We start from the raw sequence: 21868 nt of genomic DNA on the forward strand, positions 1-21868 counted from the left end.
GCTCCAAAATTGTAGGAGTTGGGGGCGTACGCCCATGCCCGCCTATGATATTCTTACGAACATGGGTGATTTCTCGGTGAATGGTCTTAATTGACGCCCGAGCGCGCATCTTATGCCCTGAACGGTGCCTTATGCATGGTTAAACGGCTTATTGCCTGTTGGGTTTAATTAAGTATGCGTTGGGCTGTTGGTTTCCCCATACATCGAGGTCCAATATATTCGCGCGCGAGCCCCCAACGCGCGCAACGTTGACTCTAGGAGAGTGGTCACAAAAATGCAGGAGGCATGGGAAGGCTTCGAAGGCGGCAATTGGCTGAACGAGGTTGACGTCCGCGACTTTATCCAGAAGAACTACACCCCCTACGAGGGCGACGAGTCGTTCCTCGTCGGTCCCACCGAGCGCACCACCAAGCTGTGGGACGACGTCATGGCTCTGCTCCTCAAGGAGCGCGAGCAGGGCGGCGTGCTCGACATGGACACCAAGACCGTTACCGGCATCGTGAGCCACCCCGCTGGCTACATCGACGCCGCTCACCCCGAGCGCGAGACCATCGTTGGTCTTCAGACCGATAAGCCGCTCAAGCGCGCTCTGCACGTCAACGGCGGTATCCGCATCTCCATGCAGGCTGCTGCCCAGCACGGCTATGAGATCGACCCCGAGGTTGTCGAGAACTACACCTTCAACCGCAAGACCCACAACGCCGGCGTCTTTGACGTGTACACCCCCGAGATGCGCGCTTGCCGTTCCGCTCACATCATCACCGGTCTGCCCGATGGCTATGGCCGCGGCCGCATCATCGGCGACTACCGTCGCGTCGCCCTGTACGGTATCGATTACCTGATCAAGGACAAGGAGGCCCAGAAGGCTTCCACCCCCAAGGTCATGACCGAGGAGAACATCCGCGACCGCGAGGAGCTGCAGGAGCAGATTCGCGCCCTGGGCGAGCTCAAGATGATGGCCGACTTCTACGGCTTCGACATCTCCAAGCCGGCCAAGAACACCCAGGAGGCCATCCAGTGGATGTACTTCGCCTACCTGGCTGCCGTCAAGGAGCAGAACGGCGCCGCCATGTCCATCGGCCGTACCTCCACCTTCATCGACATCTACGCTGAGCGCGACCTCAAGAACGGTACCTTCACCGAGGAGCAGATCCAGGAGTTCGTCGACCACTTCATCATGAAGCTTCGTATGGTCAAGTTCGCCCGTACCCCCGAGTACCAGAACCTGTTCTCCGGCGATCCCCAGTGGGTCACCGAGTCCATCGGTGGCATGGGCGTCGACGGCCGCACCCTGGTCACCAAGATGAGCTTCCGCTACCTCCACACCCTGGAGAACATGGGCACCAGCCCCGAGCCCAACCTGACCGTCCTGTGGTCCACCAAGCTGCCCCACGCGTTCAAGGAGTTCTGCGCCAAGGCCTCCATCGCCTCCTCGTCCATCCAGTACGAGAACGACGACGTCATGCGCGTCTACCACGGTGACGACTACGCGATCGCCTGCTGCGTGTCCTCCATGCGCGTCGGCAAGGAGATGCAGTTCTTCGGCGCTCGCGCCAACCTGGCCAAGTGCCTGCTCTACGCGCTCAACGGCGGCGTGGACGAGGTCTCCAAGAAGCAGGTCGGCCCCAAGTTCCGCGCCGTCGAGGGCGATACCCTGGACTTCGACGACGTCATGGAGAAGTACAAGGACATGATGCAGTGGCTGGCCGGCGTGTACGTCAACTCGCTGAACATCATCCACTACATGCATGACAAGTACTGCTACGAGCGCATCCAGATGGCCCTGCATGACAAGCACGTTCACCGCTGGTTCGCTACCGGTATCGCAGGCCTCTCCGTTGTCGCCGACTCCCTGTCCGCCATCAAGTACGCGAAGGTCCACCCCGTTCGCGACGAGCAGGGTATCATCGTCGACTTCGAGATCGAGGGCGACTTCCCCAAGTACGGCAACGACGACGACCGCGTCGACGTCCTCGCCCACGATATCGTGCACCAGTTCATGGAGTACATCCGTATGAACGACACGTATCGCAACTCCGTCCCCACCACCTCGGTTCTGACCATCACCTCCAACGTGGTCTACGGCAAGAAGACCGGTGCCACCCCCGACGGTCGTAAGGCCGGCGTGCCCTTCGCCCCCGGTGCCAACCCCATGCACCAGCGCGATACCCACGGCGCCATCGCTTCGCTGTCCTCCGTCTCCAAGCTTCCGTTCCGCGACGCTCAGGACGGCATCTCCAACACCTTCTCCATCATCCCCGGCGCGCTGGGCAAGGAGGACCAGGTGTTCTTTGGCGATCTGGACCTCTCTGGTGACATCGAGATCGAGAACGTTGTTCCCTGCTGCGACTGCACCGACTCCTCGGCTCCCGAGGGCGCTTGCGACTGCCAGTAAATCGCTTTGATTCGGCGGGCGAGAGGTTGTTGGCTTTTTGCCCGCTTGCTTTGCAATCTGTGCTGCGACTCGCACATTTTCGCAGCGTATGGACGTTGCGTACGATTGCAAAAATGTCATTGTCTTGGTGGCAATGGCTCCATATCGAGATATAATCTCGATAGCGACTTTGGTACCGGGCCCGCATCGCGGGCATAGAAGGAGGCTCACATGAAGGTTTCTGACGTCCCCCAGACTCAGGCAGACAACCTGGTTGGCATGATCGACGCTTACGCTGAGAAGGGTGGCCACCACCTGAACGTCAACGTGTTCAATCGCGACACCCTGCTTGACGCCCAGGCTCACCCTGAGAAGTATCCGCAGCTGACCATTCGCGTTTCCGGTTACGCTGTCAACTTCCACAACCTCACCAAGGAGCAGCAGGACGAGGTTATCTCTCGTACCTTCCACGAGGGTATGTAATAGCTCATCTAGCTACTTTATATAGTTGGGTTGCTTGCAAAGCCGCCGGGTGGACGTTTGTCCGCTCGGCGGCTTTTTCACTGCGGGAGCTTTAGGGCTGGCATTAATGGGCGCCGGGAATGCGAGCAGAGTGGTGCGTTTGCTATCCGTTGCGCACCCGCCGCGCGCTTATGACGGATAATTGCACGAATTTTGAAATTCCCTTTGTATGCTCTAGGTAGGCATGGCGTCTGCCAGCTGTTTTTAAGGTCAGGCGGGGGCGCCTACTATGCCTTCTCGGTAATCGATGCGATTATCCGTCATAAGTGCGCGCCGTTACTGCGGCCAGCGCCTCAAAAGCGATAAAACTAGAAGAGGATGAACGCGATAAAAAGCAGCAGTGCAAGCAGGCAGATATTGATCACGCAGAACCAGAGTAGGTAGCGACCGGTTTGGGCGTGGGGCATACGGGCGTAGATGCGCAGCGAGATAAGACTCGCGAGCGACGCGATGGGCGTGCCGAGTCCTCCAATGTTGGTGCCAAGCAGCAGCGCCTGCACATTGTCGGTAAAGCCAGAAAGCATAATAGCGGCGGGAACGTTACTTATAATTTGGCTGGCAAGGGCGGAGACCAGTACTTCGCGCCCCTCCATAATGCCGCCGATGAAGGATGAGACCGAGCCGATTTGCTTGAGGTTACCAACAAAGACGAAGAAGCAAATGAACGTGACGAGCAAGCTCGCGTCTAGGTTCATAAAGACACGCCGATCAAGGACGAGGCATGCGGCGGCGACGGCGGCGCAACAGAGCTGCCATGAGATGGCGTGGCCAACGCATGCGATGCAAAGTGCAAAGAGTATAAGGTAGAGCGCGAGAAGCCGTGGGTGTACAGGAGATGCTTCTCCGTGATTCACGTCTTCAAGATGTTCGGTTGGAACCATCAGGGTGAGAGCGATGCAGCATAGGTAGCTGAGCGCCCCCACCGGAAGAACCGTCGCAAAGAATGCGGCTATGTCCATACTGAACGCGGAGACTAAAAAGATGTTTTGGGGATTGCCGATGGGGGTGCACATGGATCCTAGGTTTGCCGCGACGGTGATGGCGACAACGGTGGCGATGGTCGCGCGCGGGGTCGCTTGCATAAACAGGGCGAGGGCCAGCGGCACAAACGTGATGAGCGCAACGTCGTTGGTGACCAGCATGGCGGAGATAAAGACAACGTTGATAAGTATAAAAGCGAGCGTGCGGGCTGATCCAACGCGGGTCATGAGCCAATCGCGAATGGCGTTGAGAAGCCCCGCCCTTCCCAGACCTGCGACTACCGTCATCAGGCAGAACAACAGGCCTATGGTACGCATGTCGATATAGCCAATATAGGTAGAAAGCGTGGCGGGGGTGAGGGGGAAGGCCGCCATAGATGCAACCGCCGCGACGGCGGCGATAACTAAAACGGCTTCGGATTTGATGAAGTCGCGAATGCGCGAACTAAGATCGGTCGACATGGTTGCTCCCCCGGTAGATGTGCAGCTTATCGATAATACGTCAAGGTAGAGGCTTTGTGCGAACGCGTTATTGCTTTATGCTCGCGGATAAACGCAGGGGGCACCGGCGGGAAGCGACGGCGGGCGCGTAACAACATGGAAACCAACCAATGCCGTGGGTTTGACCATTGGCAAATGGAGGCGTACTATGCAACCCCAATTAACTACAGAATAAGTAGGTAATTACTGGGGGAGCAAAGAGCCAAGGAGGCAAACCATGGGCCAGTACACAGACAATCCAAACCACACATTCCATTTCGACACCCTGCAGTTGCACGTGGGCCAGGAGCAGCCTGATCCGGCAACGGATTCGCGTGCGGTCCCAATCTATCAAACCACCAGCTATGTGTTTAAGAACTCGCAGCATGCGGCGGATCGATTCGGCCTGGCGGACGCGGGCAATATCTACGGACGCCTCACCAACACCACGCAATCCGTTCTCGAGGAGCGCATCGCGGCGCTCGAGGGCGGCGTGGCCGCACTGGCGGTGGCGTCCGGCGCCGCGGCGATTACGCTGACCATCCAGGCGCTGGCGCAGGCCGGAGCTCACGTGGTGGCTCAGAAAACCATCTACGGCGGAACTTACAACCTGCTTGAGCACACGCTGGCGGCATTTGGCATCGAGACCACCTTTGTGGACGCTCATGATCTGGACGAGGTCTCTGAGGCGATTCGTCCCAACACCGCGCTGGTCTACCTGGAGACGCTCGGTAACCCAAATTCCGATATTCCAAATGTTGACGCTATCGCTAAGATCGCTCATGACAACGGTCTACCCGTAGTGGTCGATAACACGTTTGGCACGCCGTATCTATTCCGTCCTCTTGAGCATGGAGCGGATATAGTGGTGCACTCCGCCACCAAGTTCATCGGCGGTCACGGCACAAGCCTCGGCGGCATTATTGTGGACGGTGGCACCTTCGATTGGGCGGCAAGCGGCAAATATGCTCCTATTGCAGCGGCGAACCCCAGCTACCATGGCATATCTTTTGTCGATGCGGCGGGACCCGCGGCGTTTGCAACCTATGTGCGTGCAATCTTGCTGCGCGATGAGGGCCCGTGCATCTCGCCCTTCAACGCTTGGATTTTGCTGCAGGGCACCGAGACCCTTTCGCTGCGTCTTGATCGCCACATCGAGAACACCCGCCGCGTAGTAGAGTATCTTGCATCCAATCCGCATGTTGCGCGCGTGAACCATCCAAGCCTGCCCGACCACCCCGATCACGCGCTCTATGCCGAGTACTTCCCGCGCGGCGGAGCTTCCATCTTCACCTTTGAGATCAAGGGCGGTAAAGAGGCTGCGTGGAAGTTCATCGACCATCTGCAGGTGTTTAGCCTGCTGGCAAACGTAGCAGATGTAAAGAGCCTGGTGATCCATCCCGCGACTACCACGCATTCGCAGCTGACCGACGCCGAACTTGCCGACCAGGGCATCACACAGGCGACCATTCGCCTGTCCATTGGCACCGAGGCGGCGGACGATATAATTTGGGACCTTGAGCAGGCCTTTGCTTCGCTTGACGCCGCGGAGAAGTAACGGCGGCAAAACAAGCACATTGACGGGGCCGTGCGTGCTCTAGAATGGATGGGAACCATTCAAGATAGGAGCACGCATGGCTCAGAAGATATTCGATGCGGATGCAGATGCCGCATCTTCTCAGTACGCCCTTGGACGCATTCATTCGATCGAGAGCATGGGCACGGTGGACGGCCCCGGTATTCGCTTTGTGGTCTTTACCCAAGGATGCCCCATGCGCTGCGCGTACTGCCACAACCCCGATACTTGGGCAGTGAACGCGGGTAGCATGGTTTCGGTCGAGAAACTTGTTCAAGAATTTGAAAGCAATCGGCAGTTCTACAAGTCCGGCGGCATCACCGTCACGGGCGGCGAGCCCTTGTTGCAGCCGGATTTCCTGGCCGATCTGTTCCGCGCCATGCACGAGAATCCCCGCGGCCGTGTTCACACGTGCCTTGATAGCTGCGGCTATGCCTATTCGCCCGAGCATCCGGAGCGCTTTGACGCTGTGTTGCGCGAGACCGATATGGTCTTGTTGGATATTAAGCATGCCGACCCAGAGGGTCATCGCGAGCTGACGGGTTGCGACCCTGCGCGCATCATAGCGTTTGGAGATGAAATCGCCCGTCGCGGCATCAAGACCGTGATCCGCCATGTGATCGTGCCGGGCATCACCGATACGGTTGAAGAATGCGAGGCTCTGGGGCGCCTTATCGCTCCCTGGCGCAACGTGGTGGGCCTTGAGCTGCTGCCGTACCACACCATGGGTATTGTGAAATACGAGAAGCTCGGCATTCCCTACAAGCTCGAAGGCGTCCCGCAGATGGACAAGGCCCGTATTCCCGAGCTGCGGGCTGCGGTGCTGCATGGCATGCGTGCCGGCCGCGCTGCGGAGAAGAATGCTTACGGAGCGTAGTCAATTAAAGGAAATCTAACAGTCTAGAAGTGTGGTGGTCCCGCATGCCCTCCTACGTGCGGTAGGTCGCGTCGGCCATGATCAGATGGCGGACCGCCCTTGCAGCCTTGGGCCACCTGTTCTGCGCCTGGCGCACGCGGAACAGGTAGACGAACCAGTCCAGGTAGGACTGGAGGTTCGCCGGGTCCACGCCCGTGAAGCGCCGGAGGTGGCGCTTTAGCCACGAGCTCAGGTTGTTCACCATCTCCATGGCCTCGAGGTATGCCGGGTTGCCCACGTCGGCCTTATAGGCCTCCGAGGCGCACCCCTTGTCGGCGATGGCTCCGTTGTGGGCGCGCTCCTTGTCGTGCACGACCGTTGCCGACCTCCTCCAGGTGGCTCCCCAGGGCTGCCCTTATCCTCTTGGTCGACGGCTTGCCGTGCCCGCAGACGAACGTCACCGGGGTCTTGGATGCGTCGATGGCGATGGCTATGCGCAGCTTCTCCTTTGACGGGCCGCGCTTGCGTGCCTGGCCGCACCCCCTTCGAGAGCTCGGTGTCGTTGACGTAGACCTCGTCTATCCACACGCGGCCCCCGAGCACGATGCGGTCCTGGCAGCCCGCCACCGCGACGAAGACGCGGTGGCGCCACTCGAAGGCGGTCTGGTGGGCGACGCCGCAGAGCTCGGCGGCGGCCTCGACGGGCACATTCCACGTCATGGGCTCGACGAAGCGGATCCAGGTCGCGAAGTCTTTCTTGCAGTTCTCGAAGATGGTGCCCGATAGGGCGCCGAAGCGCGCGCGGCAGTCGGGGCACCTGAACCTGCGGTGCCCGGCGGGCGTCCTGCCGTCCCTGGCGGCGCGGCCGGACGCCCGCAGCGGGGGCAGGCCGGGCGCGGCCGGAACGCCTCTGCGGCCTCGTCGAAGGTCCCGTATCCGATGCTGTCGCGGCAGGCCCGTGCCTCGGCGGCCTGCCGCGACAGCGCGAAGTCGGCGTCTGTTATGGCGTCGACCCCCGCGCCGCGGGGGTCGCGGTTGATGTTCATTCGGTTGTCCCGTCCACCCAGGCGCCCACCCGACCGGGACGTCGCCAAACTTAGGGACGGATGGACGCCTGGGTAAATCTAAGTTTGGCAGGGACAATCATATACCAGGGTCGGCCCCTTTCGCGGGGTCTGCTATCACCACATTTCTAGACTGTTAGAAAAGGAAAAAGAAAGACGGCCAATGCCGAAACGAAATATAAACGGGCATTGGCCGTCTCTGTATTACGACACGTGAAAGTGCTAGTAGTCGACAATAGAGAGCTTTGAGCAGGCAGCGGAGACGATTTCTTCGCTGGAAAGATGATTGATGCTTCCCGGAATGGTAGACTTGAGCGCACTTGATGCGAGCGCATAATTAATGATAGTCGATGATTCCCATTCGCTTCTAATGCCATGGATAATTCCGGCGGCAAAAGAATCTCCACATCCAGAGTGCTCGTCGTTCATGACCTCGCGGGGGACGGAAAGAATGGCTTCTCCATCGCGCATAAGGAGTCCGCGCCATTTGCCAATGCCACTCGATGCTAGTGATCGGATCTCGATCGCAACGGCCTCGCATCCAAATAGCTGGGATACCTCAAAAGCTATATCTTGATAGTAATCAAGATAATTGTAGGTGGTTGTGCGGTCTGGATTGATTCCATGTCGAGGGAAGATGCTCCAAATGTCCTCATCCGATGCTATACAGACATCAACATAAGGGAGTAGACGTTTCCAGGTATCGTTAGCTACTGCCCGGTTCCACATTCGAGAACGATAGTTAAGATCGCAGTATACCTTTACTCCGCGACCTTTGCATGCAATCAAAGCATCTTCAACGGCACCGCGCAGCTCTTCATTGATGGCTGGCAAAACGCCGGAGAAATAGAATGAGTCGATTCCGTTGAGTAAACTGTCCCAGTCAAAATCCGTACGTTTCATCGTTGTGATAGGTGTGTGTTCACGGTCATATATAACTGCAGAGCGTCTCTCTCCTGATCCTCGCTCAAAGTAGATGACGCCCATACGGCCTGGACGCCGGGAGACTCGCGTGACATCGACTCCTGCCCCAAGTAAGTTCATAAGCCCGCGAGTGCCGATACGATTGTCGGAAACACAACTTGCATAGGCAACGCTTTCGCCTTGATGAGCAAGGTCGATTGCAACCATCGCCTCTGCTCCCTCGTAGTATATTTGGAGGTTAGCAGTCTGTTCGATTCGTTCATGACCTGTTGGAGAGAGCCGCAGCAAGAGCTCTCCAAAGCACAGTATCTTATTTGTGTATGTAAAGGGCCCCATGATTCCTCCCAGAATCAAATGTATATCTAAGCATAGTATATAAAGTTAAGAAATTGTTCCATAGGCGACGGTTATTGCCGTCATCGCAATGATGCTGAAAAAAATACTGATTGTGTTTGCCAAGCCAGCAAGGCCATGATCGCTGTGTTCCCAAAGGGTGAATACCGGCCCCATCGAGCCCATCGGCGCCCATAGAAGGACGGCGATGATGTAGCGAATTCCCGAGCTAAATGGCAAAAGCTTAAAAGCGGCAACGCTCATTACGAGGCTGAAGACGATTCGCCCAGACATTAAGTTAATCAATTTGTGAAGCCGATCCTCATTAATGGAGAAGCTGACCATAAGTCCGAGCATAAACATGGAGAGAAAACCATTGGCATTTGCCATGGGTTCAGTAAATGCAACGATTGCTTGGGGCACGCGCAGTCCAACAATCGCCATCGAGATGAGCACAAGGTAGGAGTCGAACGGAATTGAGGATAGAAGTCGTCTGATGATAGTTTGAATGGGGTGATTGATATGATTGCCGCTTGTGAGGACTCGAGTGACTGCGTACGTACCTCCGGTCATCATGAGGGCATTGCCGGCGTCGAACATACATGCTGCAACTACGGTTGAAGCGGGGAAGAATGCTTGCACGAAGGGCAGGCCGAAAGAGCCAATGTTGAACCCGCTTATGTTCATCAAATATAGGATGCGATCATCGTGTGAAGAGTGTCTTGTGACCACGTATGTGATGAGGTACGGGCAAAGGGCGCAAATGAGTCCAAGAGGCACCAATAAGAGCATATCCGGGGTGAAGTTTGCTGATCCGAACGCATGGACAATCGCAGCGGGAAGTGTGAAGTTGAATACAATTTTAGAAATGGCCTCTCCAGTTCTGCGACCGAGTTTTCCTGTTCTGCCTGCAAGCATGCCAGCAATTATGATGGATAAAAAAGAGCTTACTTTGATAAGGACAAGATTCATCGGATTCAGTCTCCGAAATCGTTAATATCGAGGCTTGCGAACGCGAGTGACCTTCTTGGGTTTGAGTTTCTTGACAAAAGCAACGCCGTCTTTGGAGGAGACGCTGTTTCCCACCTTTTTGAATTGGATGCGAATGGGTGCAAAGCCTGCGTCAAGGTTTGCTTTGGCAAGTTGCTGCTGGCGTTTGGAAAGGTGTTCGTACCAAGAGTCGTAGTCAGCGGGAATTGCACACAAGTAGTCATCGCTTTTTAGTCGAAGAAGAAACACTTCAGCAATGTTATCCCAAGAAGTAAACCCGGAAGATAATGAAGTGGTGTTGTCGGTGATGCCATTTTTATCTATTCGGATGGCGTTTCGCCTGTGAATAATCTTATGAATATTCAGGTAAATGAGGGCAATCGAGAACGGAATGCCGCAATAGCCCATACCTATGCGCATGAACATGGGGTTTTCAGCATAGGGAAGGGGAGCAAAGGCAGCTAGAAGAGCCGCAACAAGTAAGCAGAGCCCCATAAAAATAAGAATGATATGCAACACGATAGGATTTCGTATTTCGAGTACATCGTTAGATCGATGGACAGTAGTTTCGTTCATGGCCTCTCCCTTATCGCTAGAGCTGCTCGTAGGTGTGCATAGACAGGATAGCAAGCTATGTAGCAAATATATGAAGAAACTGTGAAGGAATGTAGAAAATGTGAGTAATTAGCTAAAAACAGAACAAAAATACGAACATGACGTGAAGATAACATGAAAGCAAGCCATATTACGACTGAGATAGCTGTTTTAAAATGTGATGACACTATGATGTGAGCCATTGAAAGGACGACCAAGCTAAAGCGCGGTTGTTCAGGGACTCGCTTTAGTGAAGTCGGAGAGGAGGAAATATGGCAAAGAAGTTCATCGTGGGTGTAACCGCTTGTCAGATTGGCATCGCCCACACCTTCATGGCGGCTGAGTCGCTCACTCAGGCCATCGAGGCCCTTGGGTGCGAAGCCAAGATTGAAACCCAGGGCGCGACCGGCATGGAGAACGAGATCACTGCCGAGGACCTTGCTCGTTGTGACGCTGCGATCATCGCGGCCGATGTCAAGATCAAGAATCCGGAGCGTTTTGATCCGATTCCCACGCTTTCGTGCAAGACGAAAGAGGTCATGACTGTTGCGACCGCCAAGGGCGTGGTCGAAGAAGTATTGGAGGCTATTTCCTAATGGCAGAGATTCAGCGCAAGGGAGCCAAGAAGAAGTCTCAGGCCCAGGTTGCCTGGGATGCCGTTCTCACTGGTATCTCCTATATGATTCCCTTTATCGTCGGTGGCGGCGTCCTATGGGGCATCGCCAAGGCGATGGGCGGCTACAACATTGCCGCCGACATGGCCGAGCTTGACTACACCCAGTACTCGCTCGCGATGGTCATCTACTCCATCGGCTCAGCCATCTTCAACGTGTGCGTGCCGATCATCGGCGCCTACATCGGCTGGGCACTCGCCGATAAGCCCGGCCTCGCCCCCGGTTTCGCCGTCGGCGTGATCTCCAACACTATCAAGGCGGGCTTCCTTGGTGCCGTTGTTGGCGGCCTCATCGCCGGCTACGTCACCATCTGGATGAAGGACCTGGCCAAGAAGGTCCCGGCAGATGTGAGCTCCGTCTTCCCGATTCTCCTGATCCCGGTCTTCTCGACCCTCGTGACCTCGCTGCTCATGTGGTACGTCGTCGGCGTGCCGATCGGCTGGTTCATGACCTTGATTACCAATGCTCTCATGAATCTCCAGGGCGTGGGCGGATTCGTCTTCGGCGCTGCGATCGGCGTCGGCATGTCCACTGACCAAGGCGGCCCCATCTCCAAGGCCGTCGCCCTCGTCGCCAACGGCCTGAACGCCGACGGCATTCTCGGGCCCGCGGCCTGCAAGATGTGCGGCGGCATGCAGAATCCGCTCGGCGTCTGCATCGCCCAGATTATCGACCGCTTCACCGGTAAAAAGAAGTTCACCGAGAAGGAACGCTCGACCACTGTCTCCGGCCTCGTGCTCGCTTGCTGCTACATCCAGGAGTACGTCATCCCGTTCCTCGTTCAGGATACTTGGCGCTGCCTCGTCCCCTGCATGATCGGAGGCGCCATCTCCGGCGGCCTCTGTGGCTACTTCGCACTCGAGTCCGCGGCTGTCCACGGCGGCATCTTCGTCATCCCGATGATGAGCAACCCACTGCAGTTCGTGCTCTTCTGGTTCGCCGGCGCTGTCGTTACCGGTGTGCTGTACTTCCTTCTCCGCAAGCCTGTCGACCAGGATGCTGAGATGGGCGGCAACGGTGTTCTCGACCAGCTCCTCGGCTAGTTAGAAGCCTTGTTCGGAGGGCGCCTCTCATAAGGGGCCCCTCCGATGTTCTAACCGGTTGCCGAATGCCGCCGTCAAGGGCCCCTTTTGGAGGCGGCATTCGGCAAGCGATGCAAACGAATTGGAGAGCGAGAGGGCCCTCTATAGGAGGGATGGTCCCTTGCGCGTCGAAGACCTTGCATTAGGTGTAAGCCGGCCTTAAGGAGAGAAGCATGTACACCTCAATGAAGCAAATGCTCGACCATGCAAACGAGAACAAGTACGCGATTATGGCGATTAACTGCACCAACATGGAGCAGGCGCGCGCCATATGCTACGCGGCGGCTGAGGAGTCCTCCCCGGTCATCATCAACGTGTCCCCACGCCAGATGCTCGCCCACGCCACGCCCGAGATCATGGTCCCCATGATTCGCGCCATCGCCGAGCCGCTGGATGTTCCCATTGCGTTCAACCTCGATCACGGCGACACCTACGCCAACGTCTGCCGTTGCCTGCGCGCCGGCTTCTCCTCCGTCATGATCGACGCGTCGTCCTACGAGTTCGAGGAGAACGTTCGTCGCACCCGCATGGTCACCTCCATCGCCCACGCATACAACGCGAGCGTCGAGGCCGAGCTCGGCCACGTCGGTCAGGCCGCCGCGGGCGATGGCCGCTCGTCTGATATGTACACCAACGTCGAACAGGCCGTCGAGTTCGCCGAGCGCACCAACTGCGACTGCCTCGCCGTCGCAATCGGCACCGCGCACGGCGCCTATCCGGATGATTTCGTCCCCGCCCTCGACTTCGATCGCCTGGCGGAGCTCAAGGCTGCCACCAAGATGCCCCTGGTGCTTCATGGCGGCTCCGGTGCCGGCGAGGAGAACATTCGCCGTGCCGTCGAGCTCGGTATCAACAAGATCAACGTCTGCACCGATCTGTTCAAGCATCAGCGCAAGAGCATGCATGAGAAGCTCAACGAGCAGCCCAGCATTGACTACATGGACATCCAGATGTGGGGCGAGGACGCTGCTAAGGACTACATTAAGTCCTATATGCGCATGATCGGCTCTTCGGGCCGCTACACCTTCGACCATACGGGCGAGCAGTACGACTAACCAAAGCAGCGACTTAACAGGGGGGCAGCAGGAATATGACGCGTTTTCTCTTCGCATCCGACTCGTTCAAGGGCACGCTCTCGAGCGAGCGAATCGCGCAGATCCTCGGTCAGGAGGCGGGCAAGGTATTCGCCGACGCGTCATGCTCCTCGCTGCCTATCGCCGATGGCGGTGAGGGCACCGTCGACGCCATCTTGGCCGCATGCGGTGGCGAGCGCGTTCATGTCACGGTCGATGGCCCGATGGGCGAGCCCGTCGACGCCGCCTATGGGATACTACCCGATGGCCGTTGCGTGATCGAGCTCGCCGCGGCAAGCGGCATCACACTGGTTGACCGAGGGGCGCTCGACCCCCTGCGAGCCTCGACGGCCGGCTTCGGACAGCTGATCCGCCATGCCCTCGAGCACGGCGCCCACGACATCTTCCTTGCCCTGGGCGGGAGCGCGACGAACGACGGCGGCATGGGAGCGATGCGCGCCCTCGGAGTGCGCTTCCTCGACGCGGATGGCCGCGACCTGCAGGGCCGTGGCGAGGATCTCTCCGACCTCTTCACCATTGATGTCAGCGGCCTCATCCCCGAAGCTTATATGGCCCGCTTCACCGTGATGTGCGACGTGACCAACCCGCTCATTGGCAGGCTCGGTGCCACGGCGGTCTTCGGCCCCCAGAAAGGCGGCACTGTCGAGACCCTTGCCCAGCTCGAGCGCGGTATGGTCGGCTACGCGCGAATCATTGCGCGCCAGCTCGGCGTGGACGTCGCCTCGATTCCCGGCGCAGGCGCCGCCGGCGGCATGGGCGCGGCCGCCGCCGCGTTCCTTTCAGCGCGACTGGTCTCGGGCATCGACTGCCTGATGGACCTGGCGCATTTCGACGAGCTGCTTGCCGAGTGCGACTACTGCATCTCGGGCGAGGGACGCGCCGACGCGCAGTCACTCGATGGCAAGGTCCTCTCGGGGGTCGCTCGTCGCTGCGCCGCCGCGGGCAAGCCCCTTATCATCATTGCGGGATCCTTGGGCGAGGGTGCCGAGGGGCTCCTCGACCGAGGAGCGTCCAAGCTCGTTGCCTGCGTCGGTCCCGAGACCCCCATCGAGGAGGCGCTGGCGTACGCGGAGGAGAACTACCGTCGCGCCGCGGCGTCCGTCTTCGCTGAGATCGCGGAGGTGTGCTCGCGATGATTTTGGGTAGCTCCTGTTGGAGCATCGCACAGCAGCGCGGGATGGGTCCGCGCGAGATCGGCGGCATGACCTTCCATACCTTCAACGATATGCCGAGCACGGTGTACGACGTCCTGGCACGAACTGCGAGGGTGACCCCGGATGCCCTTGCCATCGTGGACGACGACGAGACTCGATACACGTTCGCAGAGCTCCTTGCACACGCGGACGGCGTCGCCGCCCATCTTGCTGCCTCCTATGGAGTCGGCCCGGGTGATCGCGTCGGTTTGTTGCTCGACTCAAGCATCGAGTTTTGCGCCTCATACTTTGCCTGCAGCAAGATTGGTGCGGTCGTTGTGCCGTTCTCGACCAAGTACCGCGAGAAGGAGATCGCCCCGCTCTTGGAGCACGCGCGCGTCTCCGTCCTATTCATCGACGGCCGTTACATGGCTCGCGTCGGGCAGGCCGTTCGGCTTGCCGGCCACGTCGAGGTGTGCGACCGGGCCTGCGATCCCGGCGGCTTCGGCATCGTCGGGGCCCTCGAGAGCCTTCCCGAGCCCGCGCGCTCGGGCGGTTTGGCGGACGACGCCGTCATGATGTACACCTCCGGCACGACCTCCCGCGCGAAGGCCGTCCTGCTCACCAATGCGAACATCGTGCACGCGGCGATGGTCTACCAGCGCCTCATGGGAACGACCGAGCATGATAGCACCGTCATCCCGGTGCCTATCTACCACGTGACCGGCCTCGTCGCCCTGCTCACCCAGTTCGTGCTCGCGGGCGCCCCCATCTACCTGCATCGTCGCTTCGATGCCCGCAGGCTTCTCGAGACGGTGCGCGAGCGGGGCATCACCTATCTCCATGCGTCGCCGACGGCGTTCGAGAAGGTCTTGGCGCTTCGCGACGAGTTTCCCGAGCTGCCTTCGCTGCGCGTGCTTCTCTCGGGCTCAAGCTACGAGCCCGTGTCCAAGATGCGCGCCTTTCACGCATGGCTGCCTGCTTGCGCCTTCCAAGTCGTCTATGGATTGACCGAGACGGCGTCGCCCGCGCTGCTCTTCCCGTTCGACTCGCCCACGAGCATTTACGCCGGCGCTACGGGCAAGCCCGTCCCTGGCGTCGAGGTACGTATCGTGGACGATGCCGGCGCGGAGATCGAGGTGGGTTCTGTGGGCGAGATCATGCTTCGCGGCGCTTGCGTCACCCGCGGCTACTTCGATTGCGATTCGGCATTCATCGGCAAAGATGGTTGGCTGCCGACGGGTGATATGGGCTATGCGGACGCACTCGGCATGGTTTGGGTCGTCGACCGCAAGAAGGACATGATCAACCGCGGCGGCGAGAAGGTCTGGTGCAGCTGCCTGGAGGAGACCCTGGGGTCCCTCGATGGGGTCCGCGAGGCCTGCGTGGCCGGCATCCCGGACGAGCTCTACGGGGAGGTTCCTGTGGCGGTCATCGTGCCAGAGCCCGGTGCCGAGCTGACCGAGGGGGGAGTTATCGCCTCCATGCGCGAGCGCGTTGCGGGCTTTGAGGTCCCCGAGCACGTGGTCTTCGTCGACCGCATACCCCAGACAAGAGGAGAGAAGCCCGATCGCGCGTCGGTTCGCGCGGCAGTGCTCGAGAAGAAGGGTGAAACCCGATGATCAAGGCAAACTTCGTGACCGCAGACGAGGCGGCGGCCTCCATCGAGGACGGCTCGACCGTCGCCACGATCGGCATGACGCTGGTCTCCGCCTCGGAGTCCAACCTCAAGGCCATCGAGCGCCGATTCCTGGAGACCGGCCATCCCCGCGGGATCACGCTGCTGCACTCCTGCGGCCAATCCGATCGCGAACGCGGCATACAGCACTTCGCGCACGAGGGGCTCGTCAAGCGCATCATCGGATCCCACTGGGGCCTGCAGCCTCGTTGGATGGACATGATTGCCAGCAACCAGGTCGAGGCCTACTGCCTACCTCAGGGCCAGATCGCCCAACTCTATCGCTCTATGGCCTGCGGCCTTCCCGGCAAGATGAGCAAGGTCGGACTTGGCACCTTCATCGACCCCCGCATCGAGGGCGGCAAGATGAACGACCGCACACGCGAACTCGAGGACATCACCGAGATCATCGAGATCGATGGCGAGGAGTACATGTTCTACCGAGCCGTGCCCATCGATACCGTCTTGATCCGCGGCACCGCCTGCGACGAGATGGGCAACCTCACCACCACCGAGGAGGCCATGAAGCTCGAGGTTTTTAACGCGGTTCTCGCGGCGAAGCGCTTTGGCGGCCAGGTTATCGCCCAGGTCAAGCATGTCGTCAAGAACGGTACCATCAACCCCAAGGACGTTACGGTCCCCGGTGTCTTCATCGACAAGGTCGTCGTGTGCGACGATCCCGAGACCGATCACCGCCAGACCCACTCCTTCTACTTTGACGCCTCCTATTGCGGGCAGATGGTCGTTCCCGAGAACGCCATCGAGCCGGCTCCCTTTAACGAGCGCAAGTTCATCGCCCGCCGCGGTGTCATGGAGATGTACCCGGGTTGCGTGGTCAACCTCGGCACGGGCATCCCCAATGACATGGTCGGCCGCGTTGCCCAAGAAGAGGGCATCTCTTCCGAGGTCATGATCACCGTCGAAAGCGGCATCTACGGCGGCGTGCAGATGGGCGGCGTTGACTTTGGCATCGGCCAGAACCTCGTTGCGATGGTCAGCCATCCCGAACAGTTCGACTACTACGACGGCGCGGGCGTCGACGTGACCTACATGGGTCTCGGCGAGCTCGACGGCGAGGGCAACGTCAACTCCACCAAGATGGGTCCCCGCTGCACCGGCGCGGGCGGGTTCATTGACATCACCCAGAACGCCAAGAAGGTCGTCTTCCTCGGCACTTTCACGGCGCGCGGTGCCAAGTACCGCTTCGAAGAGGGCAAGCTCATCATCGAGCAGGAGGGCCAGATCAAAAAGATGGTCAAGAAGGTCGCCCAGCTCTCCTTCAACGGCCCGCAGTCGCGCGCGTCCGACCAGCAGGTGCTCATCGTGACCGAGCGCGCGGTCTTCGAGCTCGTCCCCGAAGGCGTCAAACTCATCGAGATCGCGCCGGGAATCGACCTCAAGACCCAGGTCCTGGACATGATGGACTTTGAGCCCATCATCGCCGAAGACCTCAAGCTCATGGATCCCTGCCTCCTCGAGACGGATGGCCCCGCGGGGCTCATCAAGTTCCTCTAGGGCGCAGCCAAGGTTTAATCATCAGTTGTTCGCAAAAGAAAGGGCAGAACAATGTCAAAGGTAGCAGTTATCGGTTCCGGTCTCATGGGCGGCGGCATCGCGCAGGCGTGTGCCGTGGCGGGTTACGAGGTCGTTAACCTCGACATTGCGCAGGAGCCGCTCGATCGCGCCCAGGCGCTCGTCGCCAAGCTCATGAACAAGAAGGTCGCCAAGGGCAAGATGACCCAGGAAGAGTGTGATGAGGTCCTCGGCCTTATGAGATACTCCACCGACTACGCCGACCTCGCTGGCGCCAGGTTCGTCATCGAGGCCGTTCCCGAGCGCCTCGACTTCAAGGAGTCAACGTTCGCCAAGATGGATGAGTTTGCCGATGAGGACGCCGTCCTGCTTACCAACACGTCTGGCATCGACATTGACGCCATCGCCGCCGCGACCAAGCGCCCCGAGTCCGTTCTCGGCATGCACTTCTTCTATCCCGCGCCCGTCATGAAGCTCGTCGAGCTGATCCGCGGAGCCGCGACCTCCGATGAGGCCTTCGCCGCCGCCAAGGAGCTCGCCGACCAGATCGGTAAGACTAGCGTCACCGCCCCCAACCAGCCTGGCTTCATCGTGAACCGCATCATCGTCCCGTATCAGAACGAGGGCGCCTTTCTCGTCTCCGAGGGCTGCACGCCCGAGGACGTCGACAACGGCATGAAGCTTGGCTGCAACCATCCCATGGGTCCCTGCGAGCTTATGGACTTCACCGGTATCGACGTCGTGTACGCCACCATGAAGGGCCTCTACGAGTCCTTCGGCGACGAGAAGTACCGCCCCTGCCCGCTGCTCAAGGAGATGATCGACGCCGGGCACCTGGGCCGCAAGACCGGCCGTGGCTTCTACACCTACGAGTGACCCCGGCACCCGCACCCATGCCAACGGCTCGGGCGCATCGCGCGCTCAATGGTGTGCGACCTTTCGAGTAGCCTCTTGCGACGCCGTCCGAGCCTTTGGCGCCACGTGCCACAATCTTCGTCCGATTTGACTACAAGGAGAGACCAACATGGAGAAGAACCCTAACGACATCGTCATCGTCTCCGGCGCCCGCACCGCGGTCGCCAAGTTCGGCGGAAGCCTTAAGGGCGTGTCCGCCATCGAAATGGGCGCCCTCGTGGTCGCCGAGGCTGTGAAGCGCGCCGGCATCGATCCCGCCGTCGTCGATGAGTGCATCATCGGCCAGGTCGGTTCCTGGGGCGAGAACGGTTTCCTCGCCCGCTCTATCAGTCTCAAGGCCGGCCTCCCCAATGAGACCTGTGCCTACTCCGTGAACCGTCAGTGCGGCTCCGGCCTCCAGTCCATCGTCGATGGCATCATGGAGATCCAGACCGGCGCCGCCGAGGTCGTCGTCGCGGGCGGCTCGGAGAACCTCTCCCAGCTCCCGTACTACGTTCCCAGCGCCCGCTGGGGCGCTCGTATGGGCCATAAGCAGTTCGAGGACGGCGTGATCGACATCCTCACCTGGCCCCTCGACATGTCCCACAACGGCGTTACCGCCGAAAACGTTGCCAAGAAGTACAACGTTACCCGCGAGGAACAGGACGCCTTCGCCGCGACCAGTCAGCAGCGCGCCTGTGCCGCCGTCGATGCGGGCGTTTTCAAGGATGAGATCGTCCCCGTAGAGCTCAAGGACCGCAAGGGCAACGTCACGCTGTTCGACACCGATGAGAACCCCCGCGCCGGCGTGACCGCCGAGGGCCTCGCCCGCCTAAAGCCCTGCTTCGTGACGGACGGCACCGGCACCGTCACCGCCGCGAACTCCTCAAGCCTGAACGACGCCGCGGCCGCCGTGGTCATCATGACCCGCGCCAAGGCGGAGGAGCTCGGCTGCACCCCAATGGTCGCGATCCGCGGCTACGCCATTGCGGGTTTCGAGGCTTCTCTCATGGGTTACTCGCCGTACTACTCCAGCAAGAAGCTTGCCGACAAGCTCGGCATCGACCTTGCCGACGTCGACTTTTTCGAGATCAACGAGGCCTTCGCGAGTCAGGCCTACGCGGTCATGCGCGACCTCGGCCTCGACCATGATAAGGTGAACATCTACGGCGGCGGTATCTCCATCGGCCATCCGATCGGCGCTACCGGCACCATTCTCGCGCTCAAGTGCGCCTATGAGCTCGCCGTGCGTCATCCCGAGAAGAAGGACGCCATGGTGTCCATGTGCATCGGCGGCGGCCAGGGCATCTCCATGTATTTCACCGCGGAGTAGTCCCCGCGCTCCGGTCCCCTGCGACGCAGCGGGGGACCGTTTGACTGCAAATCGCTATCGAGAGGAAGATACGAATGGTCAACTTCGAATACCTCGTTCCCACCAAGGTCGTCTTCGGCAAGGACACCGAGCTCGAGGCTGGTCGCCTCGTCAAGGAGTTTGGCGGCACCAAGGCCCTGATCCACTGGGGCGGTGACTATGTCCGCGACACCGGCCTGCTCACCCGCGTTGAGGAGGGCCTCGCTGCGCAGGGCGTCGGCTACGTCGAGCTCGACGGCGTCGTTCCCAACCCCCGTCTCTCCCTCGTCAAGGAGGGCGTCGAGCTCTGCCGTCAGGAGGGAGTCGACTTCATCCTCGCCATCGGCGGCGGCTCAGCCATCGACTCCTCCAAGGCGATCGCCTACGGCCTCGCGAACGACTTCGAGCTTGAGGACCTCTTCCTCGGCAAGGTCGCGACCACCAAGATCGCCAAGATCGGCGCCATCTCCACGCTTGCCGGTACCGGCTCCGAGACCTCCAACTCCACGGTGATCAACATCGACACCATGGGCGACAAGATGCTCAAGCGCTCCTACAACCACGAGTGCGCTCGCCCGCTCTTCGCCATCATGAACCCTGAGCTGACCTACTCGCTGCCGGCGTTCCAGACCGCCGCGCCCGGCGCCGACATCATGATGCACACCATGGAGCGCTACTTCACCCGCGAGCTGCATACCGAGCTGACTGACGAGTTCTCCGAGGGCCTGCTTCGCACCGTCAAGACCATGGTCCCCGAGGCGCTCGCCAACCCCACGAGCTACACCGCCCGCGCCAACCTGCTGCTCGCCGGCTCCAAGTCCCATGACGGCCTGACCGGCCTCGGCTGCGTCGGCGACTTCGCTTGCCATGCCATCGAGCACGAGCTGGGCGCCATGTTCGATGTTGCCCACGGCGCCGGCCTCACCGCCATCTGGTCAAGCTGGGCGAAGTACGTCATCGACGTCGACCCTGCCCGCTTCGCGCAGTTTGCCGTCAACGTCTTCGGCGTTCAGAACGACTTCCACGACTCCAAGACTACCGGCCTGCGCGGCATCGAGGCCTGGGACCAGTGGTGCCATGCCATCGGCATGCCCACCACCCTGTCCGAGCTTGGCGTCGATCCCACCGACGAGCAAATCCACGAGATGGCGCAGGGCGCCGTTGACGCCCGTGGCGGCGATCATGCCGGTGCGTTCATGGAGCTCCATGTGGAGGACATCGAGAACATCCTCAAAGCTGCCCGCTAGGCTGTGAGAACGGAAAGGTTGCAACGCATGAAGGAATTCGTACAGCCCGCACAGGTCCTGCTCGATCTCGACTGCATGACGAAGGACGAGGTGCTCGCGCTCCTCTCTGACAAGGCTCTTGAGCTGGGTATTACCAACGATCGCGATGCCGTCAAGGCCGCCTTCGATGCGCGCGAGGATGAAGGCTCCACCGGCATGATGGACGGCTTCGCCGTGCCGCATGCCAAGACGGACGCCATCAAGGACGCTGCCGTCATCGTGACGCGCTTCACCGCACCCATCGCTGACTGGGAGTCCATCGACGGCTCCGAGATCACTGTGGGCATCGCCCTGCTCGTTCCTGACGCCGAGGCTGGTAGCACCCATATCACGCTGCTCGCCAAGATCGCGCGCGCCCTCATGGACGACGCGTTTCGCGACGCCATCCGCGCCGCGACCGAGCCCGGCCAGGTCTCCGGGCTCATCAACGGTCGTCTCTCCGATTAGCAT

At 59.8% G+C, this 21868-nt stretch carries 20 protein-coding genes; 15 read left to right on the forward strand and 5 right to left on the reverse strand.

The annotated features are described in order from the left end of the window. Positions 1-274: 274 nt before the first annotated feature. Positions 275-2395 carry a formate C-acetyltransferase gene (pflB, locus tag B3H65_RS06000; protein ID WP_286684751.1) on the forward strand — a complete coding sequence of 707 codons (2121 nt, stop codon included), beginning with the start codon at positions 275-277 and terminating at the stop codon, positions 2393-2395. Positions 2396-2605: 210 nt separating this feature from the next. Then, positions 2606-2857 carry an autonomous glycyl radical cofactor GrcA3 gene (gene grcA3, locus B3H65_RS06005; RefSeq protein ID WP_009140865.1) on the forward strand — a complete coding sequence of 84 codons (252 nt, stop codon included), beginning with the start codon at positions 2606-2608 and terminating at the stop codon, positions 2855-2857. Positions 2858-3204: 347 nt separating this feature from the next. Here grcA3 and B3H65_RS06010 read toward each other — a convergent pair whose 3' ends face one another. Continuing rightward, the gene (locus B3H65_RS06010) at positions 3205-4338 is read right to left on the reverse strand and encodes an SLC13 family permease (protein ID WP_286684524.1); all 1134 of its coding nucleotides are present in this window, start codon (positions 4336-4338) and stop codon (positions 3205-3207) included. Positions 4339-4594: 256 nt separating this feature from the next. On the opposite strand from B3H65_RS06010, the gene B3H65_RS06015 reads away from it, so the two are divergent. Beyond that, the gene (locus B3H65_RS06015; RefSeq protein ID WP_286684525.1) at positions 4595-5914 is read left to right on the forward strand and encodes an O-acetylhomoserine aminocarboxypropyltransferase/cysteine synthase family protein; all 1320 of its coding nucleotides are present in this window, start codon (positions 4595-4597) and stop codon (positions 5912-5914) included. Positions 5915-5990: 76 nt separating this feature from the next. Beyond that, a complete protein-coding gene (gene pflA / locus B3H65_RS06020; RefSeq protein ID WP_117679266.1) occupies positions 5991-6809 on the forward strand; it encodes a pyruvate formate-lyase-activating protein in 819 nt (272 codons plus the stop codon). 52 nt (positions 6810-6861) lie between these two features. On the opposite strand, the gene B3H65_RS06025 is transcribed toward pflA, so the two are convergent. Further along, complete coding sequence (locus B3H65_RS06025; protein WP_286684526.1) at positions 6862-7161, reverse strand: hypothetical protein; 300 nt, start codon at positions 7159-7161, stop codon at positions 6862-6864. A gap of 107 nt (positions 7162-7268) precedes the next feature. Between B3H65_RS06025 and B3H65_RS06030 the strand changes: the two genes are divergently transcribed. Continuing rightward, on the forward strand, positions 7269-7574 hold the full coding sequence (locus tag B3H65_RS06030; protein WP_286684527.1) for a hypothetical protein: 306 nt from the start codon (positions 7269-7271) through the stop codon (positions 7572-7574). A 500-nt stretch (positions 7575-8074) separates the two neighbouring features. Here B3H65_RS06030 and B3H65_RS06035 read toward each other — a convergent pair whose 3' ends face one another. The 3 genes from B3H65_RS06035 to B3H65_RS06045 are packed head-to-tail and all read right to left on the reverse strand — an operon-like array spanning position 8075 to position 10675. Beyond that, positions 8075-9112, reverse strand: a complete 1038-nt coding sequence (locus tag B3H65_RS06035; protein ID WP_286684528.1) for a sugar kinase — start codon at positions 9110-9112, stop codon at positions 8075-8077. Between the two features lie 45 nt (positions 9113-9157). Then, positions 9158-10081: an AEC family transporter gene (locus B3H65_RS06040; RefSeq protein WP_286684529.1), complete on the reverse strand. Its 924-nt coding sequence runs from the start codon at positions 10079-10081 to the stop codon at positions 9158-9160. Between the two features lie 21 nt (positions 10082-10102). Further along, the gene (locus B3H65_RS06045; RefSeq protein WP_286684530.1) at positions 10103-10675 is read right to left on the reverse strand and encodes an STM3941 family protein; all 573 of its coding nucleotides are present in this window, start codon (positions 10673-10675) and stop codon (positions 10103-10105) included. Between the two features lie 290 nt (positions 10676-10965). On the opposite strand from B3H65_RS06045, the gene B3H65_RS06050 reads away from it, so the two are divergent. The 10 genes from B3H65_RS06050 (at position 10966) to B3H65_RS06095 (ending at position 21865) form a co-directional block, all read left to right on the forward strand. Beyond that, positions 10966-11289, forward strand: coding sequence for a PTS fructose transporter subunit IIB (locus B3H65_RS06050; protein ID WP_286684531.1), 324 nt, complete (start codon positions 10966-10968; stop codon positions 11287-11289). Then, positions 11289-12410, forward strand: a complete 1122-nt coding sequence (locus B3H65_RS06055; RefSeq protein WP_286684532.1) for a PTS fructose transporter subunit IIC — start codon at positions 11289-11291, stop codon at positions 12408-12410. Before B3H65_RS06050 ends, B3H65_RS06055 begins: the two co-directional genes overlap by 1 nt. Before the next feature lie 212 nt (positions 12411-12622). After that, positions 12623-13504: a class II fructose-bisphosphate aldolase gene (locus B3H65_RS06060; protein ID WP_286684533.1), complete on the forward strand. Its 882-nt coding sequence runs from the start codon at positions 12623-12625 to the stop codon at positions 13502-13504. 35 nt (positions 13505-13539) lie between these two features. Further along, entirely contained in the window at positions 13540-14679 is a 1140-nt protein-coding gene (locus tag B3H65_RS06065; protein WP_286684534.1) for a glycerate kinase, read from the forward strand. Then, positions 14676-16298: a class I adenylate-forming enzyme family protein gene (locus tag B3H65_RS06070; RefSeq protein WP_286684535.1), complete on the forward strand. Its 1623-nt coding sequence runs from the start codon at positions 14676-14678 to the stop codon at positions 16296-16298. The genes B3H65_RS06065 and B3H65_RS06070 overlap by 4 nt, the downstream gene beginning before the upstream one ends. Beyond that, on the forward strand, positions 16295-17869 hold the full coding sequence (locus tag B3H65_RS06075) for an acyl CoA:acetate/3-ketoacid CoA transferase (protein ID WP_286684536.1): 1575 nt from the start codon (positions 16295-16297) through the stop codon (positions 17867-17869). Before B3H65_RS06070 ends, B3H65_RS06075 begins: the two co-directional genes overlap by 4 nt. A 51-nt stretch (positions 17870-17920) precedes the next feature. Next, positions 17921-18763: a 3-hydroxyacyl-CoA dehydrogenase family protein gene (locus B3H65_RS06080; RefSeq protein WP_286684537.1), complete on the forward strand. Its 843-nt coding sequence runs from the start codon at positions 17921-17923 to the stop codon at positions 18761-18763. Positions 18764-18911: 148 nt separating this feature from the next. Then, the gene (locus tag B3H65_RS06085) at positions 18912-20114 is read left to right on the forward strand and encodes a thiolase family protein (RefSeq protein WP_286684538.1); all 1203 of its coding nucleotides are present in this window, start codon (positions 18912-18914) and stop codon (positions 20112-20114) included. A 74-nt stretch (positions 20115-20188) separates the two neighbouring features. Next, positions 20189-21379: an iron-containing alcohol dehydrogenase gene (locus B3H65_RS06090; RefSeq protein ID WP_286684539.1), complete on the forward strand. Its 1191-nt coding sequence runs from the start codon at positions 20189-20191 to the stop codon at positions 21377-21379. 27 nt (positions 21380-21406) lie between these two features. Continuing rightward, positions 21407-21865, forward strand: coding sequence for a PTS sugar transporter subunit IIA (locus tag B3H65_RS06095; RefSeq protein ID WP_286684540.1), 459 nt, complete (start codon positions 21407-21409; stop codon positions 21863-21865). Positions 21866-21868: the final 3 nt, after the last annotated feature.

It is taken from the genome of Collinsella sp. UBA1693 (assembly GCF_002320115.1).
GTDB lineage: Bacteria > Actinomycetota > Coriobacteriia > Coriobacteriales > Coriobacteriaceae > Collinsella > Collinsella tanakaei.